General features: G+C 50.5%; 14 protein-coding genes and 1 CRISPR repeat array (1 of these 15 cut by a window edge). Of the genes, 7 read left to right on the plus strand and 7 right to left on the minus strand.

What is annotated here, in order from left to right; genetic code table 11:
* The first annotated feature begins 1 nt into the window (after nt 1).
* The 4 genes from KV190_RS02325 to KV190_RS02340 all read left to right on the plus strand — a co-directional run bounded on the left by KV190_RS02325 (nt 2) and on the right by KV190_RS02340 (nt 5,657).
* Nucleotides 2-2,827 carry a cation-translocating P-type ATPase gene (locus KV190_RS02325; RefSeq protein WP_460194435.1) on the plus strand — a complete coding sequence of 942 codons (2,826 nt, stop codon included), beginning with the start codon at nt 2-4 and terminating at the stop codon, nt 2,825-2,827.
* 30 nt (nt 2,828-2,857) lie between these two features.
* Nucleotides 2,858-3,532 carry a two-component system response regulator RppA gene (gene rppA, locus KV190_RS02330; protein WP_460194436.1) on the plus strand — a complete coding sequence of 225 codons (675 nt, stop codon included), beginning with the start codon at nt 2,858-2,860 and terminating at the stop codon, nt 3,530-3,532.
* A 4-nt stretch (nt 3,533-3,536) separates the two neighbouring features.
* Nucleotides 3,537-4,931 (plus strand): sensor histidine kinase, encoded by a 1,395-nt coding sequence (locus KV190_RS02335; protein ID WP_460194437.1) that lies wholly within the window; start codon nt 3,537-3,539, stop codon nt 4,929-4,931.
* Nucleotides 4,932-5,042: 111 nt separating this feature from the next.
* Entirely contained in the window at nt 5,043-5,657 is a 615-nt protein-coding gene (locus KV190_RS02340; RefSeq protein ID WP_460194438.1) for a hypothetical protein, read from the plus strand.
* Here the strand turns inward: KV190_RS02340 and thrC are convergent.
* Nucleotides 5,654-6,742 carry a threonine synthase gene (thrC, locus tag KV190_RS02345; RefSeq protein ID WP_460194439.1) on the minus strand — a complete coding sequence of 363 codons (1,089 nt, stop codon included), beginning with the start codon at nt 6,740-6,742 and terminating at the stop codon, nt 5,654-5,656. The two genes, KV190_RS02340 and thrC, sit on opposite strands and share 4 nt — an antisense overlap.
* A gap of 123 nt (nt 6,743-6,865) precedes the next feature.
* Between thrC and KV190_RS02350 the strand changes: the two genes are divergently transcribed.
* The 3 genes from KV190_RS02350 to KV190_RS02360 are packed head-to-tail and all read left to right on the plus strand — an operon-like array spanning nt 6,866 to nt 8,863.
* Complete coding sequence (locus KV190_RS02350; protein WP_460194440.1) at nt 6,866-7,480, plus strand: histidine phosphatase family protein; 615 nt, start codon at nt 6,866-6,868, stop codon at nt 7,478-7,480.
* 57 nt (nt 7,481-7,537) lie between these two features.
* Nucleotides 7,538-8,128 carry a hypothetical protein gene (locus KV190_RS02355; RefSeq protein WP_460194441.1) on the plus strand — a complete coding sequence of 197 codons (591 nt, stop codon included), beginning with the start codon at nt 7,538-7,540 and terminating at the stop codon, nt 8,126-8,128.
* 54 nt (nt 8,129-8,182) lie between these two features.
* Nucleotides 8,183-8,863, plus strand: coding sequence for an RNA-guided endonuclease InsQ/TnpB family protein (locus KV190_RS02360; protein WP_460195203.1), 681 nt, complete (start codon nt 8,183-8,185; stop codon nt 8,861-8,863).
* A gap of 92 nt (nt 8,864-8,955) precedes the next feature.
* Here KV190_RS02360 and cas5 read toward each other — a convergent pair whose 3' ends face one another.
* From cas5 to KV190_RS02390, 6 genes are all read right to left on the minus strand, one after another.
* Nucleotides 8,956-9,729 (minus strand): type I-MYXAN CRISPR-associated protein Cas5/Cmx5/DevS, encoded by a 774-nt coding sequence (gene cas5 / locus KV190_RS02365; RefSeq protein WP_460194442.1) that lies wholly within the window; start codon nt 9,727-9,729, stop codon nt 8,956-8,958.
* A complete protein-coding gene (locus tag KV190_RS02370; protein WP_460194443.1) occupies nt 9,730-10,620 on the minus strand; it encodes a type I-B CRISPR-associated protein Cas7/Cst2/DevR in 891 nt (296 codons plus the stop codon).
* A gap of 46 nt (nt 10,621-10,666) precedes the next feature.
* The gene (gene cmx8 / locus KV190_RS02375; RefSeq protein WP_460194444.1) at nt 10,667-12,382 is read right to left on the minus strand and encodes a type I-MYXAN CRISPR-associated protein Cmx8; all 1,716 of its coding nucleotides are present in this window, start codon (nt 12,380-12,382) and stop codon (nt 10,667-10,669) included.
* 75 nt (nt 12,383-12,457) lie between these two features.
* The gene (cas3, locus tag KV190_RS02380) at nt 12,458-14,884 is read right to left on the minus strand and encodes a CRISPR-associated helicase Cas3' (RefSeq protein WP_460194445.1); all 2,427 of its coding nucleotides are present in this window, start codon (nt 14,882-14,884) and stop codon (nt 12,458-12,460) included.
* Nucleotides 14,835-15,509 carry a type I-MYXAN CRISPR-associated protein Cas6/Cmx6 gene (gene cas6 / locus KV190_RS02385; protein WP_460194446.1) on the minus strand — a complete coding sequence of 225 codons (675 nt, stop codon included), beginning with the start codon at nt 15,507-15,509 and terminating at the stop codon, nt 14,835-14,837. The genes cas3 and cas6 overlap by 50 nt, the downstream gene beginning before the upstream one ends.
* A gap of 12 nt (nt 15,510-15,521) precedes the next feature.
* The gene (locus KV190_RS02390) at nt 15,522-16,499 is read right to left on the minus strand and encodes a helix-turn-helix transcriptional regulator (RefSeq protein ID WP_460194447.1); all 978 of its coding nucleotides are present in this window, start codon (nt 16,497-16,499) and stop codon (nt 15,522-15,524) included.
* Between the two features lie 119 nt (nt 16,500-16,618).
* Nucleotides 16,619-18,313: a CRISPR direct-repeat array (repeat unit 36 nt; unit sequence GTGCTCAACGCCTTACGGCATCAGAGGTAGAGGCAC); it runs 117 nt beyond the window's last position.

Here is an 18,313-nt window from a genome sequence, read left to right on the forward strand (position 1 = left end):
CATGACCTCCTCCAATGCCTCCTCCCACATGGATCGTGAATCAGTTTGGCATGCTCTGAGTGCTGATGAAGTCATTAGCCGCCTTGGCAGCGATCGCCAACAGGGGCTAAGTTTTGCAGAAGTGCAACGGCGACAAGCCCAATATGGCCGCAATGAACTGGTTGACAATGGCCGCCGTCCCCGCTGGCAGATTTTCATTGATCAGTTTCGCAATGTCATGCTGATCATGCTGCTAGTGGTGGCCTTCATCTCTGGCACATTGGAAATTCTCGAATCCCTCGAAGAAAACACCATTCCCTTCCCCAAGGACGCAACTGCAATTCTGGTGGTGGTGATTCTCAATGCCATTTTGGGCTATGTTCAAGAATCCCGTGCTGAAGAGGCGCTGGCAGCCTTGAAAAATATGGCGGCTCCCAAGGTGCGTGTCCTGCGCGAGGGCAAGGTCATGGAAATTGATTCCCCTGAACTGGTTGTCGGCGACATTTTCTTTTTGGAAGCGGGGGTAAAAGTGGCTGCCGATGGTCGCCTCCTAGAAGCCGTCAACCTGCAAATCCGAGAATCAGCTCTTACGGGTGAAGCAGAAGCCGCCAGTAAAAATGCCGTGAAAATCTTGCCCATTGATACGGAAGTGGGCGATCGCGCCAATCTGGTCTTTGCGGGCACAGAAGTCAACCAAGGACGAGGAGCCGCCATCGTCACCGCGATCGGCATGGACACCGAACTGGGGAAAATTGCCGCTGCCCTGCAAGGGGTCGAGCAGGAACCCACACCCCTGCAAAAACGGATGACCGAGCTGGGAAATCGCCTAGTTGCTATTGCCTTGGTGCTGGTGAGCATTGTCGTGATTGCTGGGGGTCTCTACGATCCCTCACTCCTGCAGCATCTCATTGAAGTCTCTCTCAGTATGGCGGTGGCCGTGGTTCCCGAAGGCTTGCCCGCCGTGATTACCGTCACCCTTGCATTGGGAACGCAACGGATGGTGAAACGCCATGCCCTGATTCGTCGGCTGCCGGCAGTGGAGACGCTGGGGAGTGTGACAACCATTTGCTCAGATAAAACGGGTACCCTCACCCAAAACAAAATGGTGGTGCAGGCGATCGCCACAACCGCCTATCGCGCCAAGGTGAGCGGTAATGGCTATGAACCCAAGGGCGACTTTTACGACGCCAATACCGACGATGCCTCAGCATTGTACGAACGCCACCTACTCCTACTGGCCGGGGCACTGTGTAATGATGCCCTGCTCAAACAACACGCAGCGGAGTGGGTGATTCTCGGCGACCCCACCGAAGGCTCTCTCTTACCTTTGGCCGTTAAGGGGGGCATTGATCTGAAAGCGTTGCAGGAAACGGCGGAGCGGGTCGCGGAGTTTCCCTTTGATGCCGATCGCAAGCGGATGAGTACGTTCTACCGCAGTGAGTCCGTTCCTGAAATTCCCGCCAAGGAACCCTACTGGATGATTACCAAAGGGTCACCCGAACTGACCTTGGAACGCTGTCAATGGCAGCAGGTGGGTCACGACATTCAACCCCTAACACTGGCCGATCGCCAAGAGATTCTCTCTCAAAACGATCGCTTTGCTGCTCAAGGTCTGCGGGTCTTGGGCATTGCCCATCGCTACTGGTCAGCGCTGCCGCCAGCGGAGAGTGTAGACACCAGTGAGCAGGATTTGATCTGGTTGGGGCTAGTGGGCATTCTTGATCCCCCTCGCCCGGAGGTACTGGAGGCCGTCGCCACCTGTCGCACTGCTGGGATTCGCCCGATTATGATTACGGGAGATTATCAACTGACTGCCCAGGCGATCGCCAGTCAAATCGGCATCTGTGAGTGGGGCGATCGCGCCCTTACGGGTCGGGACATTGAAAAACTCAGTACCGAGGAATTGGATGCTGCCACCCCCACTGTCAGTGTCTATGCCCGGGTCTCACCGGAACATAAACTGCGGATTGTCAAATCGCTGCAACGTCACGGTGAAATTGTGGCCATGACTGGGGATGGTGTGAATGATGCCCCGGCTCTCAAACAAGCGGATATTGGCGTAGCGATGGGGATTACGGGTACGGATGTCACCAAGGAAGCCAGCGATATGGTGCTCTTGGATGATAACTTTGCCACCATTGTGGCCGCTACTGAGGAAGGGCGAGTGATTTACAGCAATATTCGCCGCTTCATTAGGTATATTCTGGGTTCCAACATTGGTGAAGTAATCACGATCGCCTGCTCACCCCTACTGGGACTAGGAGGGGTTCCTCTGACGCCCCTGCAAATTCTCTGGATGAACTTGGTCACCGATGGCCTACCTGCCCTTGCCCTTGCTGTTGAACCGGGGGATCCCGATGTCATGAAGCGTCCTCCCATTAAGCCGAATGAGAGTATTTTTGGCCGTGGCTTGGGTTCCTATATGATTCGTGTTGGTTTGATCTTGGCGATCGTCGGCATTTCCCTGATGGTATGGGCCTACAGCTACACCCCTGAACATCTCGAAGGAGGACTCGATCCCAGACGTTGGACAACCATGGTGTTCACCACCCTCTGTCTCGCTCAAATGGGTCATGCCCTAGCCGCTCGTTCAAGTACACGGCTGACGATTGAAATGAGCCCCACCTCCAACCTCTTTGTTTGGGGATCAGTCATCCTGACAACGATTCTGCAACTCCTGCTGATCTACGTCTCCCCCCTGCGACGGTTCTTTGGCACCTACCTGCTCTCGGGGACTGAGCTAGCCGTGTGTATTGGCTTTAGTATGCTTGTCTTTGTGTGGGTGGAGCTAGAGAAACTGGTGTTGCGGCTATTCAACAAAGGCCAAGAACTAAAATTATTAGAGTAGTGTCTCTAGGTTGACTCAGGGTTTGGTTGGATGCGCATTCTCCTCGTAGAAGATGATCCAGAGCAACTAGAGCCGCTGAGCACTGCCCTCTCCCACGTGGGGCATCTGGTGGATGGGGTTCAGGAGGGGCAAACAGCCCAATGGCTGATGCAGGAAAAAACCTATGACTTGCTGATTTTGGACTGGATGCTACCGAAAGTCAGTGGCCTCGAACTGTGTAGCCAGTACCGTCAACAGGGGAAGAGCACACCCATACTGTTGCTCACTGCCAAGGATACCACTGCTGACAAAGTGATGGGGCTAGATGCGGGTGCCGATGACTATTTGATCAAGCCCGTGGATGTGATGGAACTGTTGGCGCGGGTGCGTGCCCTTGGCCGGCGATCGCCCCAATGGCTAGGCGATCAATTGCATCTGCAAGATTTAGTCTTAGATTTGCCCTCAATGACACTCCAACGGGGCGATCGCGCGATCGTGCTCTCCACACGGGAATACCAGTTTTTGGAGTTTTTTCTGCGCCATCCGGGGCAAGTCATTAGTCGCGAACAACTGGAACTGAACCTTTGGGAGTGGGACAATCAACCAGAAAGTAATGCCGTCAGTACCCAAATTCGCCGCTTGCGCCTGCGCCTAGGGGAGCTGGGGTGTGCCGATTGGCTAGAGACCATCTACGGTATGGGCTACCGCCTACAAGCCAGTGCCTAGAACGATGCTGAAGGGATTATGCCTAAAGGTTCAAGGATGGCAGCGACTGCCCCCCACCCAACGGGGCATTGTCATCATTGCCCTACCTGTGTGCTGTCTCTTGAGTACTGTGGGGGTGTTGATTTGGCTCAGTGCTAGCATTGCCGACTACGAAGGCTGGGTGCGCCATACGCAACGGGTGCAGCTTGAGGGACGGGAGCTATTGAATCACCTCATTGATGCTGAAACAGGTGTGCGCGGCTATCATCTCACGCAACAGGTGGGCTTTCTCGAGCCCTACTACACTGCCGCCGCCCAATTGCCCTTAACCCTTGAGAATTTAGAGGTACTAATTAGCGATAACCCCCACCAGTTAGATCACTTTCGGCACCTCAAATCCTTAGTAGAAGAGACCTTTCACTTGTTAGCACAGCAACTGGAGGACGCCCCCAACCTTTCTCTGGCAGAGACGGAGCAACGACTCTACTTTTATCGGCAGTTGGAGCAAGCAAAACAGGCAATGGATCGTTCCCGTGCTGCCATTAACGCCTTCATGAGCGAAGAGGATCGCCTTTTGGCCGATCGCCAACAACATTTAGAGGCGCTGCGGCAGATCAATACCGTTGTGCTCCTATTGGCCGTGGTGGTGGGGTTAGGCAGTAGTGGCTTAGCGATTCATTGGTTTCGCCAACTCTATCAGGAAGTGGATCTGCGGGGACAGCGTCTTGAGGCCGCCTGCGATCGCCTAGCTCGATTTACGGCCAATGCTTCCCACGAACTGCGAGCACCCATTGCAGCGATTCTCAGCCATGCCCAAGTGGGACTCCTACTGGCTCGACAAGCCCCTGAGCAATCCCTACCTCGGCTAGAAAAAGTGGCCACGCTGGCGAAGTCCATGGGACAACTGGTAAATGATTTGCTCTTTCTGGCTCGCTATGAGGGGGTATCTCCCCCAGACTTTGCCACATCCTTTGATTTAGTGCCCTTCATCGAGCAAGTCACCCAAGAATGGCAGGAAACAAGCACAGCTACTCATCACTTTTATCTCGAAGTGCCATCAGTTCCTCTAGTTATTCAGGGCGATCGCGAGATGCTCAAGCAAGTGGTGCTCAATTTGCTCACCAATGCCGATCGCTATACGCCTAAGGGAGGCACGATTACTCTCCAGTTAGAACCGCAGGGAAGCTCAGCAGTGATTCACGTCAGCGATACAGGAATGGGAATTAGTGAGGCGGCTCTGCCCCATATTTTTGATTATTTCTATCGTGACGAGCGGGTGCGGCAACAGGGCATTAGCGGTTCAGGACTAGGACTAGCGATTGTGCGCCAAATCGTCCATCTCCACCGGGGCAGCATCACAGTTTACAGCCAAGAGAATCAAGGTTCTACCTTTACCGTCAGATTGCCCCTTGCTCCCTAGGATCCGCTGTCACTTTTACGTCACTTTCACTTGATATTCTCAACCTGTATCTGGCACAGACCACTGCTCCAAGCGCCAGATGTGCTGACTCAAGTTGAATTGGAGGATAGGATGATGACTCTACGATGGCAACCTCTTGTGGCAACCACTGTTGCAGCAATTCTCCTACCGCTGGCGATCGCTCCAACCGCAATGGCTCGTCCCGGCTCTCCTTCACCTAGCTCTGTGGAACGGGAGGCGCGGAGTGCGTTTCGAGACCTCGCCAAGGCACAATATGAGGGGATGCGGGCAAAGTCCATGAGTGGGGTAGATGCCAGTCTGTTGAGCTTGGGCGATCGCCTACTGGCCTCAGCCCAGCAACTTCAGCAAAACGGCAACTACTTCCAAGCCAAGGAAACTGCCAAAGCAGCCACCCGCATTTATGAAGCCGCTCGTAACCTCGGTGAGGCTCGCACGGGTCAAGCGGATCTCTCCCGCAGTTACTTTGATGCGCCTTTTCAAGTGAGTCGTGAGTTGACCCGCACCGAAGCAGAAATGGCCTACTTTCGGGGGGGCAATCCCACCGTGCGCGATCTGTTTAGCCGTGCTCAGCAGTTAGCCCAACCTGCCAGCTTGACAGCACCGGCACCCACCACCGCCAATGTTGCCAACTTAGCCACCAATCGAGCCGCAGTACAACTGTTGAAGGCAAGTCGCCACCTGATGCGAGCGGAGCGCGGTTTCTAAAAGCCCATGACCTTGGCCACAGTTTGCTCAGTGGGTTCGATGTGGCGGTGGAAGCGATCGCTCTCCTGCTTGAGCGCCGTTTCTGGATCCTTGAGACCATTGCCCGTCAGCACACAAACCACCGTGGCACCACTGGGCACCTGATCGGCCAATTTCAAGAGGCCCGCCACAGAAGCCGCACTCGCCGGTTCACAGAAGATACCTTCCTCAGAGGCCAGCAGACAATAGGCATTCAGGATTTCCTCATCGGTAACGGCATTAAAGGCACCTTGGCTGGCTTCTTTGACGGCGATCGCCCGTTGCCAGTTGGCAGGATTACCAATACGAATCGCCGTCGCAATCGTTTCTGGATGGGTGACAACCTCGCCCTTGACAAGGGGAGCAGAACCCGCCGCTTGAAAGCCCATCATGCGCGGCAGGCGATCGCAACGATTTTGCTCACGATACTGGCAAAAGCCCATCCAGTAGGCAGTAATGTTTCCCGCATTACCCATGGGAATACACAGCCAATCGGGGGCATTGCCCAAGCTATCCACCACCTCAAAGGCGGCTGTTTTCTGTCCTTCCAGCCGATAGGGATTGACGGAATTGACCAGCGTCACGGGGTAGGTTTCCGCCATTAGGCGCACAATCTCTAGGGCTTTATCAAAGTTGCCCTCAATGGCAATGACTTCAGCGCCGTAGAGGAGGGCTTGGGCGAGTTTCCCTTGGGCAACATAGCCTTCGGGTACCAAGACATAGGCGCGCAGGCCGGCTCGTCGAGCATAGGCGGCAGCAGCGGCTGAGGTATTGCCTGTGCTAGCGCAGATCACGGCTTCGGCTCCCGCTTCCTTCGCCTTGGAAATGGCCATCGTCATGCCGCGATCTTTGAAGCTCCCTGTCGGGTTGAGGCCATCATACTTGACATAAACCGAGACATTGCGGCCAATCCGTGCAGCAATTTGAGGCACGGGAATCAGTGGTGTATTGCCTTCATAGAGCGTAACCACTGGGGTGCGATCGCTCACGGGCAAAAAGTCGCCGTAGGCGTGAATCAGGCCATGCCAAGCAGGACGGATGGGGGGAGCAGAGAGTGTTACAGGCACAGGTACGCAGTCAAGAAATATGAATAAATTTGAGGCTGAGGATAGAGTGCAGCCACACAGTACGATAATTTTAGCGATCAGGGGTTGCACTTGCCAATTGCCGCCCTAGGGGAGAGCTACACAATGCGCTTAATTTTGATCCGCCATGGTGAGGCTGTGGGGAATGCCTCAGGTGTTATGTTAGGACGGCAAGATGTGCCCCTCACAGAACGGGGACGGCAGCAAGCCCTTGCCCTGCGGGAAAAACTCCCGCCACCGAATGCCATTTACACGAGTCCGCTGCAACGCTGCCACGATACGGCGACGCTCATCAATCCCTGTCCTGACTTAAAGATTCAAGAGCTAGCGGAGCTGATTGAAATTGATCAGGGGATTTTCACAGGACTCACATGGGCACAGGCGCAGGCGCAACATCCCGAGCTTTGTGAAGAGCTAGAAGAAAGTGACTACCTGATTCCAGTCCCTGAGGCAGAGTCAATGGCCATGGCTTGGCAGCGGGCAAAACAGGCTTGGAAACAACTCCGACGCCACAGGGATGAGGACTGCGTTTGGTGTATTAGTCATGGCGGCTTTTTGCAGTGCCTGATTAGCGTTGTTCTGGGGAGCGATCGCCTGTGGGGAATGGAAATTCCGCCGGCTGCTTGGTTTGACTTCTCAGTACGGGTGGATTTAGATGGCCGCTTTGAAGCAGAAAATATCCGCTGGTGGCGCATCAATGCCTTCAATCAGAACCTCTAGGCTGAAAACACCACTGCCCGTTTGCAAACCAACCCGACCTTTGGGAGGGAAGTCATCGTGGTCACCGCGATCGCTCAGGCAATCATCAGCTTCCGAGATTTAGAAACCAAGCTAGGTCTCAATAAATCAACTAGCCCTCACCGAATTTATGTCTGGAAGCCCGGTACTTTAGTACGGGGAGGAAAGACAAAGACGACTTTAGCCGGTGCTAGAGTTGATACAATTTTATCTATGGAACAAACCCTAACAGTCGTTTGCAAGCTTCAGCCCACTGCTGAGCAGTCTCTCAAAATCGAGCGATTCTTGAAAGCGTTTGCAGATGCTTGCAACTTTACCAACAAAACCGTTCAGCCGACCGTAACGAATAAGATCACCATTCAAAACAGGGTTTATCAGGAACTTCGTTCTCGGTTTGGGTTAAGTGCTAATCAAGCGGTTCGGCTTTGTGCCAGAGTCGGAGCCAACCGCAAGACCGCCAAGCTGAAAGGTAAAGCGGTTCAAGAATTCAAGCCAACTTCAGCAGATTATGATGCTCGCATCTTTACCTTCAAGGAAAAAGATGAGTCGGTGAGCCTGACGCTGTTGGAGGGTCGAGAGACCATTCAGCTTGATATGGGTGATTATCAAAAGAACAGGTTGAGAGGGTGAAGGCCAACATCTGCTCAGTTATGCAAACATCGGGATGGCTTCTACTATATCCACATCCAATTAACCGAAGAGGTTCCTGAACCTTCTGAACTGAGCACCGTCATTGGCGTGGACTTGGGGCGACGAGAGATTGCTAAAACCAGTACAGGTGGAGGTTGGGATGGGAATCAGTTAAACGAACGTCGAGATAAATTTCATCGAGTGAGAGCATCGATTCAAAAACGAGCCTCGCAGGGCACAAGAAGTTCGCGGCGGTCTTGCCGAAAACTTTTGAAACGGCTGGCGGGTAAAGAACAACGCTTTCAACAGTGGCTCAACCATTCGATCAGTGCGGTGATTGTCCGTGAAGCGAAAGCGCTCAATGCGGTGATCGCGATTGAGGACTTGACGGGAATTCGCGAGCGGCTGAATCAACAACCCCGAAGCAAAACCGAACGCAGACGCTCAAATAGCTGGTCGTTCTATCAATTGCGGCAGTTTATTGAGTACAAATGTCTGCGAGACGGCGTGAGGTGGGTGACGGTCAATCCAGCGTATACCAGCCAAACTTGCCATCGATGCCTGCATATTCATCCTGATCCTTGTCGGTCCTATCGAAATGGCAAACAGTTTGCTTGTGGTCATTGTGGCTGGGTTGGTGATGCTGATCTGAATGGTGCCTCTGTGATTGCCTTATTGGGCGAGTTCGTAACGCTCGCTGGAAGTTCAGGCTATTTGGCTTGCCCAATGGCCTAGGGCTACTGAAAGCCCCCGACTTTAGTTGGTGGGAAGTTTACTTTTTTCCTGAATGGCAATCCGAAACACTCAATATTATTTTGCTATCCCCGTTATTGGATGCTTTGGGCTTGTGTCGAGGGTGTTCTATCCTTTTGAGCTTTTGGAGAGTCAGGCGTCCAAGTCCATGCATTTTCGGGGGGAGTAGTTTCCGGCTGAGCTAAGGGAGCATAAAGAAAACTTGTTGTTTTACTATTGTCAGCTCGATCAATACCAACGGTGAGTCGATAAGACCCCCGCATTGGTGAGCTGTCTGGTTGTAGTTGAACATACCAGTGAGTGAGTGGGGGAGTCTCTAATAGATCAATGCGATCAAAGAGAAAATTGTTATCTCCCGCAAAGGGCAGACCGTACCGTGTAGAATTAAACTCCCCTGCCAGTCCTTTGACAACCTGTTTTAGTATTTCTGCATCCCCTTGTACTCCCAACACCACATCGAAACCAACTAAGAACTCACGCCGCACTGGCACAATCCAATATTTAGCGCCATGGGTTCGCTCCTTTAGCTCTTTACCTGAGTTACCAACGGGGTAACTGTGCAATTGCTGATATAGGGTATAGGTCTCGCGATCGCTCTCATAAAATCCCTTCCCATGGCTCATGCTCTCTTCAGGAACACCAATGGCCAACCTTAGGCGGGGAATATCTTTGCGAATCAAGGTGGTAGGACGATCCAAGCCATCTCGTATTTCGATGCCTGCCAGATTTAAGATCAAACCCAAGGCTGCTGAGGGTGGTATGACGGGAGCCGTTGCTCGATAAACCCCGGCCTGAAATCCGCGAAATGCCGCAAAGGGCGCTTGAATGCGCAGCCAAAGGCAGTCCATCTATTGAGCCTCCTCGCTTAAAAATGCATCTGCAAGGTCAGCTAGCAATTTCTGGGGGTTTTCATACAAATGAACTTTTGCACTCTCCAAGTGAGCTTGCATTTCAGGCGGCATGTTTCGCACAATTTCACCGCCAACCCAAAACTCCTCACCGGGCAAATCGCTAGGTTTGATACGTGTTAACTCAGGAAATTCGCCCCGTTCATTAAAGCCGTAGGTGCTGTACCCAGCGACTAGACTGGGCGTGAGCCGCGCCACAATACTGCGAGGTGCCATTTCGTAATAACTACGGGCATGACCACCAGCAACATTTGCAAGTTCACCAATTGCTTTTAGTAGAGCTTTAACCCAATCAGGCTTGGCTTTGCAATCAGAATAGGCCAGTGCAAAGGGATATTGGTAGGCGGTGTATGCAACTTCTCGATGTAGGAGAGCCGAAGTTGAGGCATTTTTCCAAGGACTATTCCCTGCATTTAAGGGCGATTGATGAAAGGTGGCATCAAAGCGGTAGGGAGTGAGGGCAACCGCCAAGTTCATTCTCAGAACGCTATCTCGCTTGGAAGGTAATCCCTTGTTCTTCTTAATAGCATCGCTGTCAGCCACCATGAAGCCAAACAGGAAATCATCTGCATACTTCTCAGCATTTGGAAACTCTTTGAATTCAACTGCAAGCTGATCCTCACTGTGCAAACGAGTGCGATTACAAGGTAAACCGGCTTTGATCAGCATCTCCCGCAGGGCATTGCGCATCGATTCAGGACTAATGACAGTGTATTCCTGCTTGCCCTTAGCAATTTTTTGCAGTGTGGTGCGGTTTTCTTCACTTTCACCACGATAGTTAGCACTAGGAGCAGGATAGGTCAAAACAGTAGCAAATAAGTTCCTATTCATGATGTATTACCTCAGAAGATGGTTGAGTTGGCATGAGTTAAGTCAATTAGCCATTCGCTGAAAGCGCAAGCAATGTTAGGGTTCGAATCCTATCCGTATCCTGATACAGGGCACGGGTTAGATCCACGTAGGCTTGAGTCTTCATATGTTGTGGCACAGAACAAAGACTTGATACAAAGTAGTTAATAAAATCCATTTGTTCTGTTCGACTGCGAATGTCTAGAAATGCTGATTTGGCAATTTTAGATCGTTTATCAGCATAATCTTTATAATCAGCACGCTGATTTAATTCCTCATTTTTTAGACCTTTCCATTCTGCTTTCCACTCTAGGTCATACTTTGCCTTCAGCTTACGGTTTACATAGTTGCTCACTAAGCGAAAAACAAGTGTCTCGATATCAGTTGAACTTTCTACAAGTGTTTCTTCATCCATAATTGAGTCCTGAGTAACGACTGATTTCATTTTGTGGCAAACGTCCCGACAGAAGTAGTCATTTCCAATCGTTTGCTCGTAGGGGAGCGTGCATAGCAAAGCATCGAAACCAACATACCAAGGCTGATGATTGACCAAGTTGAGTAGAGATTGCCGCCGAAAGAGGGGACTCCAGAAATTTTCCCGAATTTGGGCGTATTCATCCAACATGGATTCTTCTGGATCAAGCCGAGCTGTACTAAGGACACGCACATTATTTCCTTGCTTTTCAGTGTGAATAACATCCATGCCAAAAACAATCATTTCAAATTTCTCGCCCGTTTTTTGTTTCAGGCGATCGCGCAGTCGCTTCATCACATCCAGCGCACTTTCTACTGCTAAATCTACAATGCAGTCTCGCGGACGATAACCTGATTTCTCAATACCACGACTACTTAAGATATCAGGGAACTCATCACAAAACCATGCCAAGTTTGCAATATCAGGAATCGCTAGAGCGTAACCTATAAAATCTCGTCTCTCAACCCATTTCGTTTTGCCCTCCTCATCCTTTTCCTTTTTGAAAGAAGTCACTTGTGGCACATAAATCTGAGCAACAAACAACCAGAAATGCAGAAGAAACTGCAAGCGGGCACGATCCTTGAAGGGAACATTTTCAGCATTACTCGCTTGTGCGCCTAGAAAATAGGTACTGGGTAAATCTACTGTAAAGTCCTCTGGCTGAATTAATTGCTGCCAAACACTGACTGCATCTTCTTTGTAAGTACCCTCAGCTCTGGCTTCAAACGGCCTACGGGTACTAGGAACACCCCGCAGAATACTCCAAACCATATCCCGCCACAACTTGATCCAAAGGCCATTTTTGCCATCAGAACTCTTGTCATAAGCTGGATCGGCTAGGAAGGAGCCTGCAGGTACGACAACTTCATAGATATAAACTTTTTTCTTTTTTACCTTACCTTTTTGGTCAACTTCCTCCCGTTCCTCTTCTCGCAGCGGTGAAATGATTTCTTTCTGCTTATTTTTGAACGGTTGTGAGCGTTTTTGTTCCTCAAGACTAGCAGCATAGATTTCATCGAATAGTGCCTCTACACCAGCTTGATTAAGTTCAATTGTTGCGCCCCTTTCATCTAAATGAGTCAGTTGACAAATCGCACCCGCTTCTCGTTTTCGTTTGAACTCTGGCTGACGTTCTAGCCAACGAAGAATCATAATTAATCCAGCCAAACCTGCTCGATGCTGGGAAGAGGGCAGCTCTGCAAGTCCGTAAGTTAGTGACAGTTGTTTAATTTTTGTTGCGTTCCTATTATTTTGTTTTGTTTTTATCAATGTGCTCGTCTCCTTCAAAATTAATTAAGATGACAATAACAATGAAATACAAGCTCTGATATGCGAGTCTCAGGTTCAGCCAAGTTCTACTTCCTCTACAGATTTCGTGATGAAGCCTCGAGCAGGTTGATATTGGCTACTGCTGACGATTTTCAGGTATTTAGGCAACTCGGCGTTTCCTGCTGTTGCCCACTTTTCTGGTACATTGAGCACAAAGCCATCGTAGGGCTTGCGGTTCTTCATTAACGATTTAATTTCATTCACATCTTCGTCCAAAACGCAGGGAACGGAGAAGTCGTCGGTATCTCGAAAGGAGCCGGGAATAGCGTAGTAGCCGCTGGTCAGGAAGAGGGCACGATCCTCAGCCGTGCGTTCAGCCTTAGCATGAATTTCTAGAGCATTGGCTAGTTGCCATTGACTCACTCGTGGTGTCTCAAAGCTTTTCAAGAAAGATTGAGCTGCCTCTAGGTCTTCCTTCTGATAGGGGTGATGGCTGGGGGGAAGATAGGGATGCAACATTGCAAAGTCACGTTTCAGGTGGCGATTCGCCCGGCCAAAGCGCTGCACTAGGGAAGATATGGGTGCAACTTCAGTAATCAGCACGTCGGCATCCAAATCAAGGCTCATTTCACAGACTTGAGTGGTAACAGCAATGGCTGGCTTGGGTTTATCTCCTTCTGTAAAAGAGAAAGCTTCAACAGTCTTAGCATGAACGGCTTGGCGATCGCTCAGCTTGAAGCGACTATGGTAGCTCAGAGCCGATATCTGCCACTCCTTCTCGAGTTTCTCAGCAATGGCTTGGCAGCGATCAACTGTATTCACGACCCAAAGAACTCGCTGTCCCGACTTATAAGCAGCAACTGCTTTTTCAAGGGCTTGGCTAAAGCAACAAACTGGCTCTAGGTAATAGCGCTCCTTCTGCTCTAGATCTTTCAGGTCACTCAGGGATTCACTAGCCCGATCGTCAGCCGTTGGGAATACCTTCAATCCCGCATTGACTAGCTCCTCTCGTCTGGATTGAGGCAGGGTTGCTGTCATACATAAAACGGGTACATCAAAGTGCTTCAGGAAACTGATCAGGTTATCGAACATTGAGCGATCGAAGCTATGTACCTCGTCAATAATGACTGCGCTATCTGCCAGAACCGGCAACAAACAGAGGCTTTGGTAACTGTGCTCCATAAAGCTGAGAAACTGATCGACCGTAGCGCTGAAGAACCGCTTGCTCCAGAAACCCAAGGCATAAAGGCGATCGTCGGCTTCCGTGCGAAACACCTTATTTGCGGTGGATTCACTCGGATTGTCTGCCATGGCTTCGAGCTCATATTTCGCAGTTCCTGTTACCAGTGCGGCATCTGCTTCCGGTGCCCAGCCCACATAGTCTCGAAACCCCTCAGTCGCCGTTCCACGAGTGGGATATAGAAAGATGACTTTGCCAATGTTGCGGTCTTTGGCCTGTTGCTCTGCCCATTTCCAAGCAGCTAGGGTTTTACCACCTCCACAAGCGACCAGTAATAGCGCCTTAGAGCCTTGCTGAGCAGCTTGTTCCTGAAAGGCATGAAACTTGAAGGGCTTTTTTGTCCGATCTTCAATCTGCTGGATACGAGGTGAGAGAATTTTTTCCGAAATTTCGTCGGGGGCGATCGCTGGAGGGTGTACAACTGCCTCAATCCACTTGGTAATGTCATGTCCTTCTCGCACCAAACCAGATGCGGCGGCATCAGCCACGATTAATCCTGCTTTGACCGCCAAGAGGAGCGATCGCCTGTGTGAATCTTCCTTCAATGCTCGTTCCAATGCCGGCGCAAATAGTTTTTTTCCGCTCTTCCAAGCTTGTTGCCATTCTCCAGTGGGTTTCCAGGAAGCGGTAGGTAAGGTTGGCAGTCCCTCAAGATTTGCTACATGGGCAATCCGATGTAAAATTGCCGTTAACTCAGGGTGCTGGAGATAGAGTGCTACAGACTGCTTAAGGGTTTGAGGCTGCCCCCAGCGATAATTTTTGATGCGCTCACTCCGCTCCTTATCTTTAATTGATTCAGAACCACTGGCAGCCTTTAGATGGTGAGATAACACGGCTGCTGTAATAACATCCACATCTAATGTCTGGTTCTGACCAAGCCAATTCCGCACTGAAGGCAGACACAAAACTAGAGCGCTGAGGTGTTCGTGGCGAATCGTCTGTGGTGTGAAGCCATTTTTAGAAACAGCCTTATCAAAATCTTCATTGGCCTTGCCAATATCGTGTAACAAAGCCGCAACTCTCAGATTGAGGAGAAACTGTTGCCGCTGTTCTTCAGTGGTCAACCCAAAGAAACGACACCAATTTTGTCCCCAGCGTCCGTCTAGTCGAAAGATGTGTAATGCCGCTTTTTCAGTGTCCTTTAGATGAGCCTCAAGGGTGATGGGCTTTTGGCCAGAACGCGGGCTTTTTGCCAAGAGTTGTGGTGGCATTTCAGGCATCGGAGAACCTCCAAGCATGTGGAAATAGAGTGAACACACCACAGCCCATGCGATGTTTGCCCCCTAAACCAAACATTTGCAGTTTGATGGAATCTTCATCCCTGAGATCGGTAGCAATGAGACTAAAGCCAACCACCGAGTAAGACTTAATTTTGATCGCTTTACGGCTTGGTTCGCCTTTTTCGTTAAGAGGGATGAAAAGATTGCCTTGAATCCCTAAGGCTTCTAACTGTCGCTTGGCTGCTGCGAGAAATGGCTCTGGTTCTTCAAAATTTTTGATAGTAACGATGCGCGATCGCAATTTATTGGTTGGTCGCAATGGGTAAAGTTGGGGAATGCCCAATTGAATCGTGTGTTGGCCAATGGTCAGTTGCTGGCCGGCTAACGGCAATAGAAGCCCAAGATGAGAAGGACTGTAGGGTAGGCGAAGCTTGAGTCGGGAACGATGCGAAAGAAAGATTTTACCTTGCTGATCGGGTTTGCCAGCGATCGTTTGAATGCTCAGTCCTTCTAGCCCATGAATATCAGCACACTTGTGGGCGATCGCGCTGTACAGCCCGTATCCATGATCTGCGGGTAAAACATCACCCACGACAGCAAAACTTAACTCAATGTAGGGTGTGCTACCCTGTAAATCCTCGGTTAGGGTCTTCTCAAGAGTCAGCATTTTATTTGATCCTCAATGACATGGGTAATATTGCTGCATTGACAACAACTCTTCTGTTATCATTGCGACAAGTTTTGGAGGCTCTAGCACTTTTGCACCTTTGCCATAACCTAGAATCCAGCGTTTCAAATCATTCAAACCCGCTACCTCCATTACTAAGGTCAAAGATTGATCTGAGTGTTCTTCAATTTGCTGTGTGCTATGCCAGCGACGCTCACGAATGTAGGGTGCTGTTTGTGCATCGAACCAAATTTTGACCTTTTCAGGGATACCGCCTGCCTCATACTGAAAAATTTGCTCGAGGTAAGTCTTGGCTTCAAAGCTAGGGTCACGCTCGAAGGTCTGCTCTAAAATCTGTAACACTTTGATGCGATCGACGCGAAACCAGCGAATCTCTTTTCGCGTGTGACAGTAGCCAATCAAGTAAGGGTTAGTTGCGCGATAGATATGTAGCAGGTAGGGATCAACAATACGTTCTGACTCTGCATTACGACTGGCAGTATAGTAGCGGATTTTAACAGATTGTGAGTTTTTACACGCTATTTCCAAGTTTTGCCAAATCAAAGGATCAAGCTGAGTTTCTGCACCACGCCAAAAAATAATCCTCTCATTGGCCACTTGCTGTAAATCAACCCAGTAATTTTGGGGAAGTCGTTCGGCCAAGCGTTGGATCGCAGAGCGCAATTGGGAGGCGTAGGCTGAACCACTGTAGGTTTCTAACATGCGTGCCCCAAGCGTGAGAGCAAACAATTCACCTCCTGTCAGGGGAATACTAGGAAGCCGCCAACTCGAGTCTGTGTAGTGGTAACCACGGGTCTTACTGAACTCAATCGGTGCATGATAGCGATCGCGCAAGAAAGCGATGTCGTTGCGGACTGTCCGCTCGCTAACCTCTAGCTTTTCGCCGAGCGCAGTAGCTGTCCAACGTTGGTTAGTGCGCGTGCGCAGGCACTCATCTAATTTCAGTAAACGCTCTAAGTGACGGCTCACAAATGTAACTCAAGAAAAAGTGTTGTTCTTATCCTAAACAACTAAGACGGCAAAAACCTTTCCGAGTTAGGATTTTTATTTTCTCTTAAATAAAGATAATTCATAGCCAACTTTTTGGAATGAGCTTCGCCTTACGGCACCAGAGGTAGAGGCACTATCGCTGCGGATATTCAGTTTTCAAGGTTCAGTGTGCTCAACGCCTTACGGCATCAGAGGTAGAGGCACTTTATTACGCTATGGATTGGGCGTTATGACAGCAGTGTGCTCAACGCCTTACGGCATCAGAGGTAGAGGCACGTGCAAGCCAAGAACAGCTTCAATCTTACGATGGTGCTCAACGCCTTACGGCATCAGAGGTAGAGGCACTTTATTACGCTATGGATTGGGCGTTATGACAGCAGTGTGCTCAACGCCTTACGGCATCAGAGGTAGAGGCACGTGCAAGCCAAGAACAGCTTCAATCTTACGATGGTGCTCAACGCCTTACGGCATCAGAGGTAGAGGCACCAGCTTCTAGAAGTGCCTCAGTGGCTGTCCGTTGGAGTGCTCAACGCCTTACGGCATCAGAGGTAGAGGCACCACCACTGCGCACATAACTCAGCACCAAATCGGTGTGCTCAACGCCTTACGGCATCAGAGGTAGAGGCACGGCTAGTTTGGCTGAGATGCGGCGCTTGGAATTGGAGGTGCTCAACGCCTTACGGCATCAGAGGTAGAGGCACTTCAAGCATTCTTGGATCGTCTCAGCGAGCTAAAGTGCTCAACGCCTTACGGCATCAGAGGTAGAGGCACCACTCCTGTAGCGATTGGAACAGTTGTGCCTCAAGCTGTGCTCAACGCCTTACGGCATCAGAGGTAGAGGCACATCAAGGGTTTGCGATTTCCCTTGGAGCCGATCTTGGTGCTCAACGCCTTACGGCATCAGAGGTAGAGGCACAGCATCGATCCTAAATAGACAATTGTCCTAAGGTGCTCAACGCCTTACGGCATCAGAGGTAGAGGCACACAATGGATGTCTGCGGCTCGTTGTGCGCGTGTTTCCGTGCTCAACGCCTTACGGCATCAGAGGTAGAGGCACGGGTTTTTTGTGATCTATTTGTCTTTAGATTAACGTGCTCAACGCCTTACGGCATCAGAGGTAGAGGCACAGGAGTGGATGGAATTGGCGACTTCACTAGGACAGGTGCTCAACGCCTTACGGCATCAGAGGTAGAGGCACCTGTAGCCAACAAAAATTCCCACTAGCGCATTGCGGAGTGCTCAACGCCTTACGGCATCAGAGGTAGAGGCACCCTGCTGAACGATACGATCTTTTTCCTCTTGAGACTGGTGCTCAACGCCTTACGGCATCAGAGGTAGAGGCACACAACCTGAAGACACTATACCTTTTAAGACAAAGATGTGCTCAACGCCTTACGGCATCAGAGGTAGAGGCACCCATTATCCTTAGAGGACGAGTTTCTTGTCGTATGGTGCTCAACGCCTTACGGCATCAGAGGTAGAGGCACTTGCGATACTGACTTAGATATGCGCCCACACAATACGTGCTCAACGCCTTACGGCATCAGAGGTAGAGGCACTCTATCTGTTATCGCGGTGTCGGAGCACCTGTGGGTGCTCAACGCCTTACGGCATCAGAGGTAGAGGCACTACCTGACTCGATTTTTGTTGAGCATTATGAAAGTGCTCAACGCCTTACGGCATCAGAGGTAGAGGCACTCTCGGCCATCTTCGTCTTGGATAGAAAAGAGCTTGCGTGCTCAACGCCTTACGGCATCAGAGGTAGAGGCACTCCTGTATTTCCTGATTCCGCA

The organism is Thermosynechococcus sp. FA-CM-4201 (genome assembly GCF_054689355.1).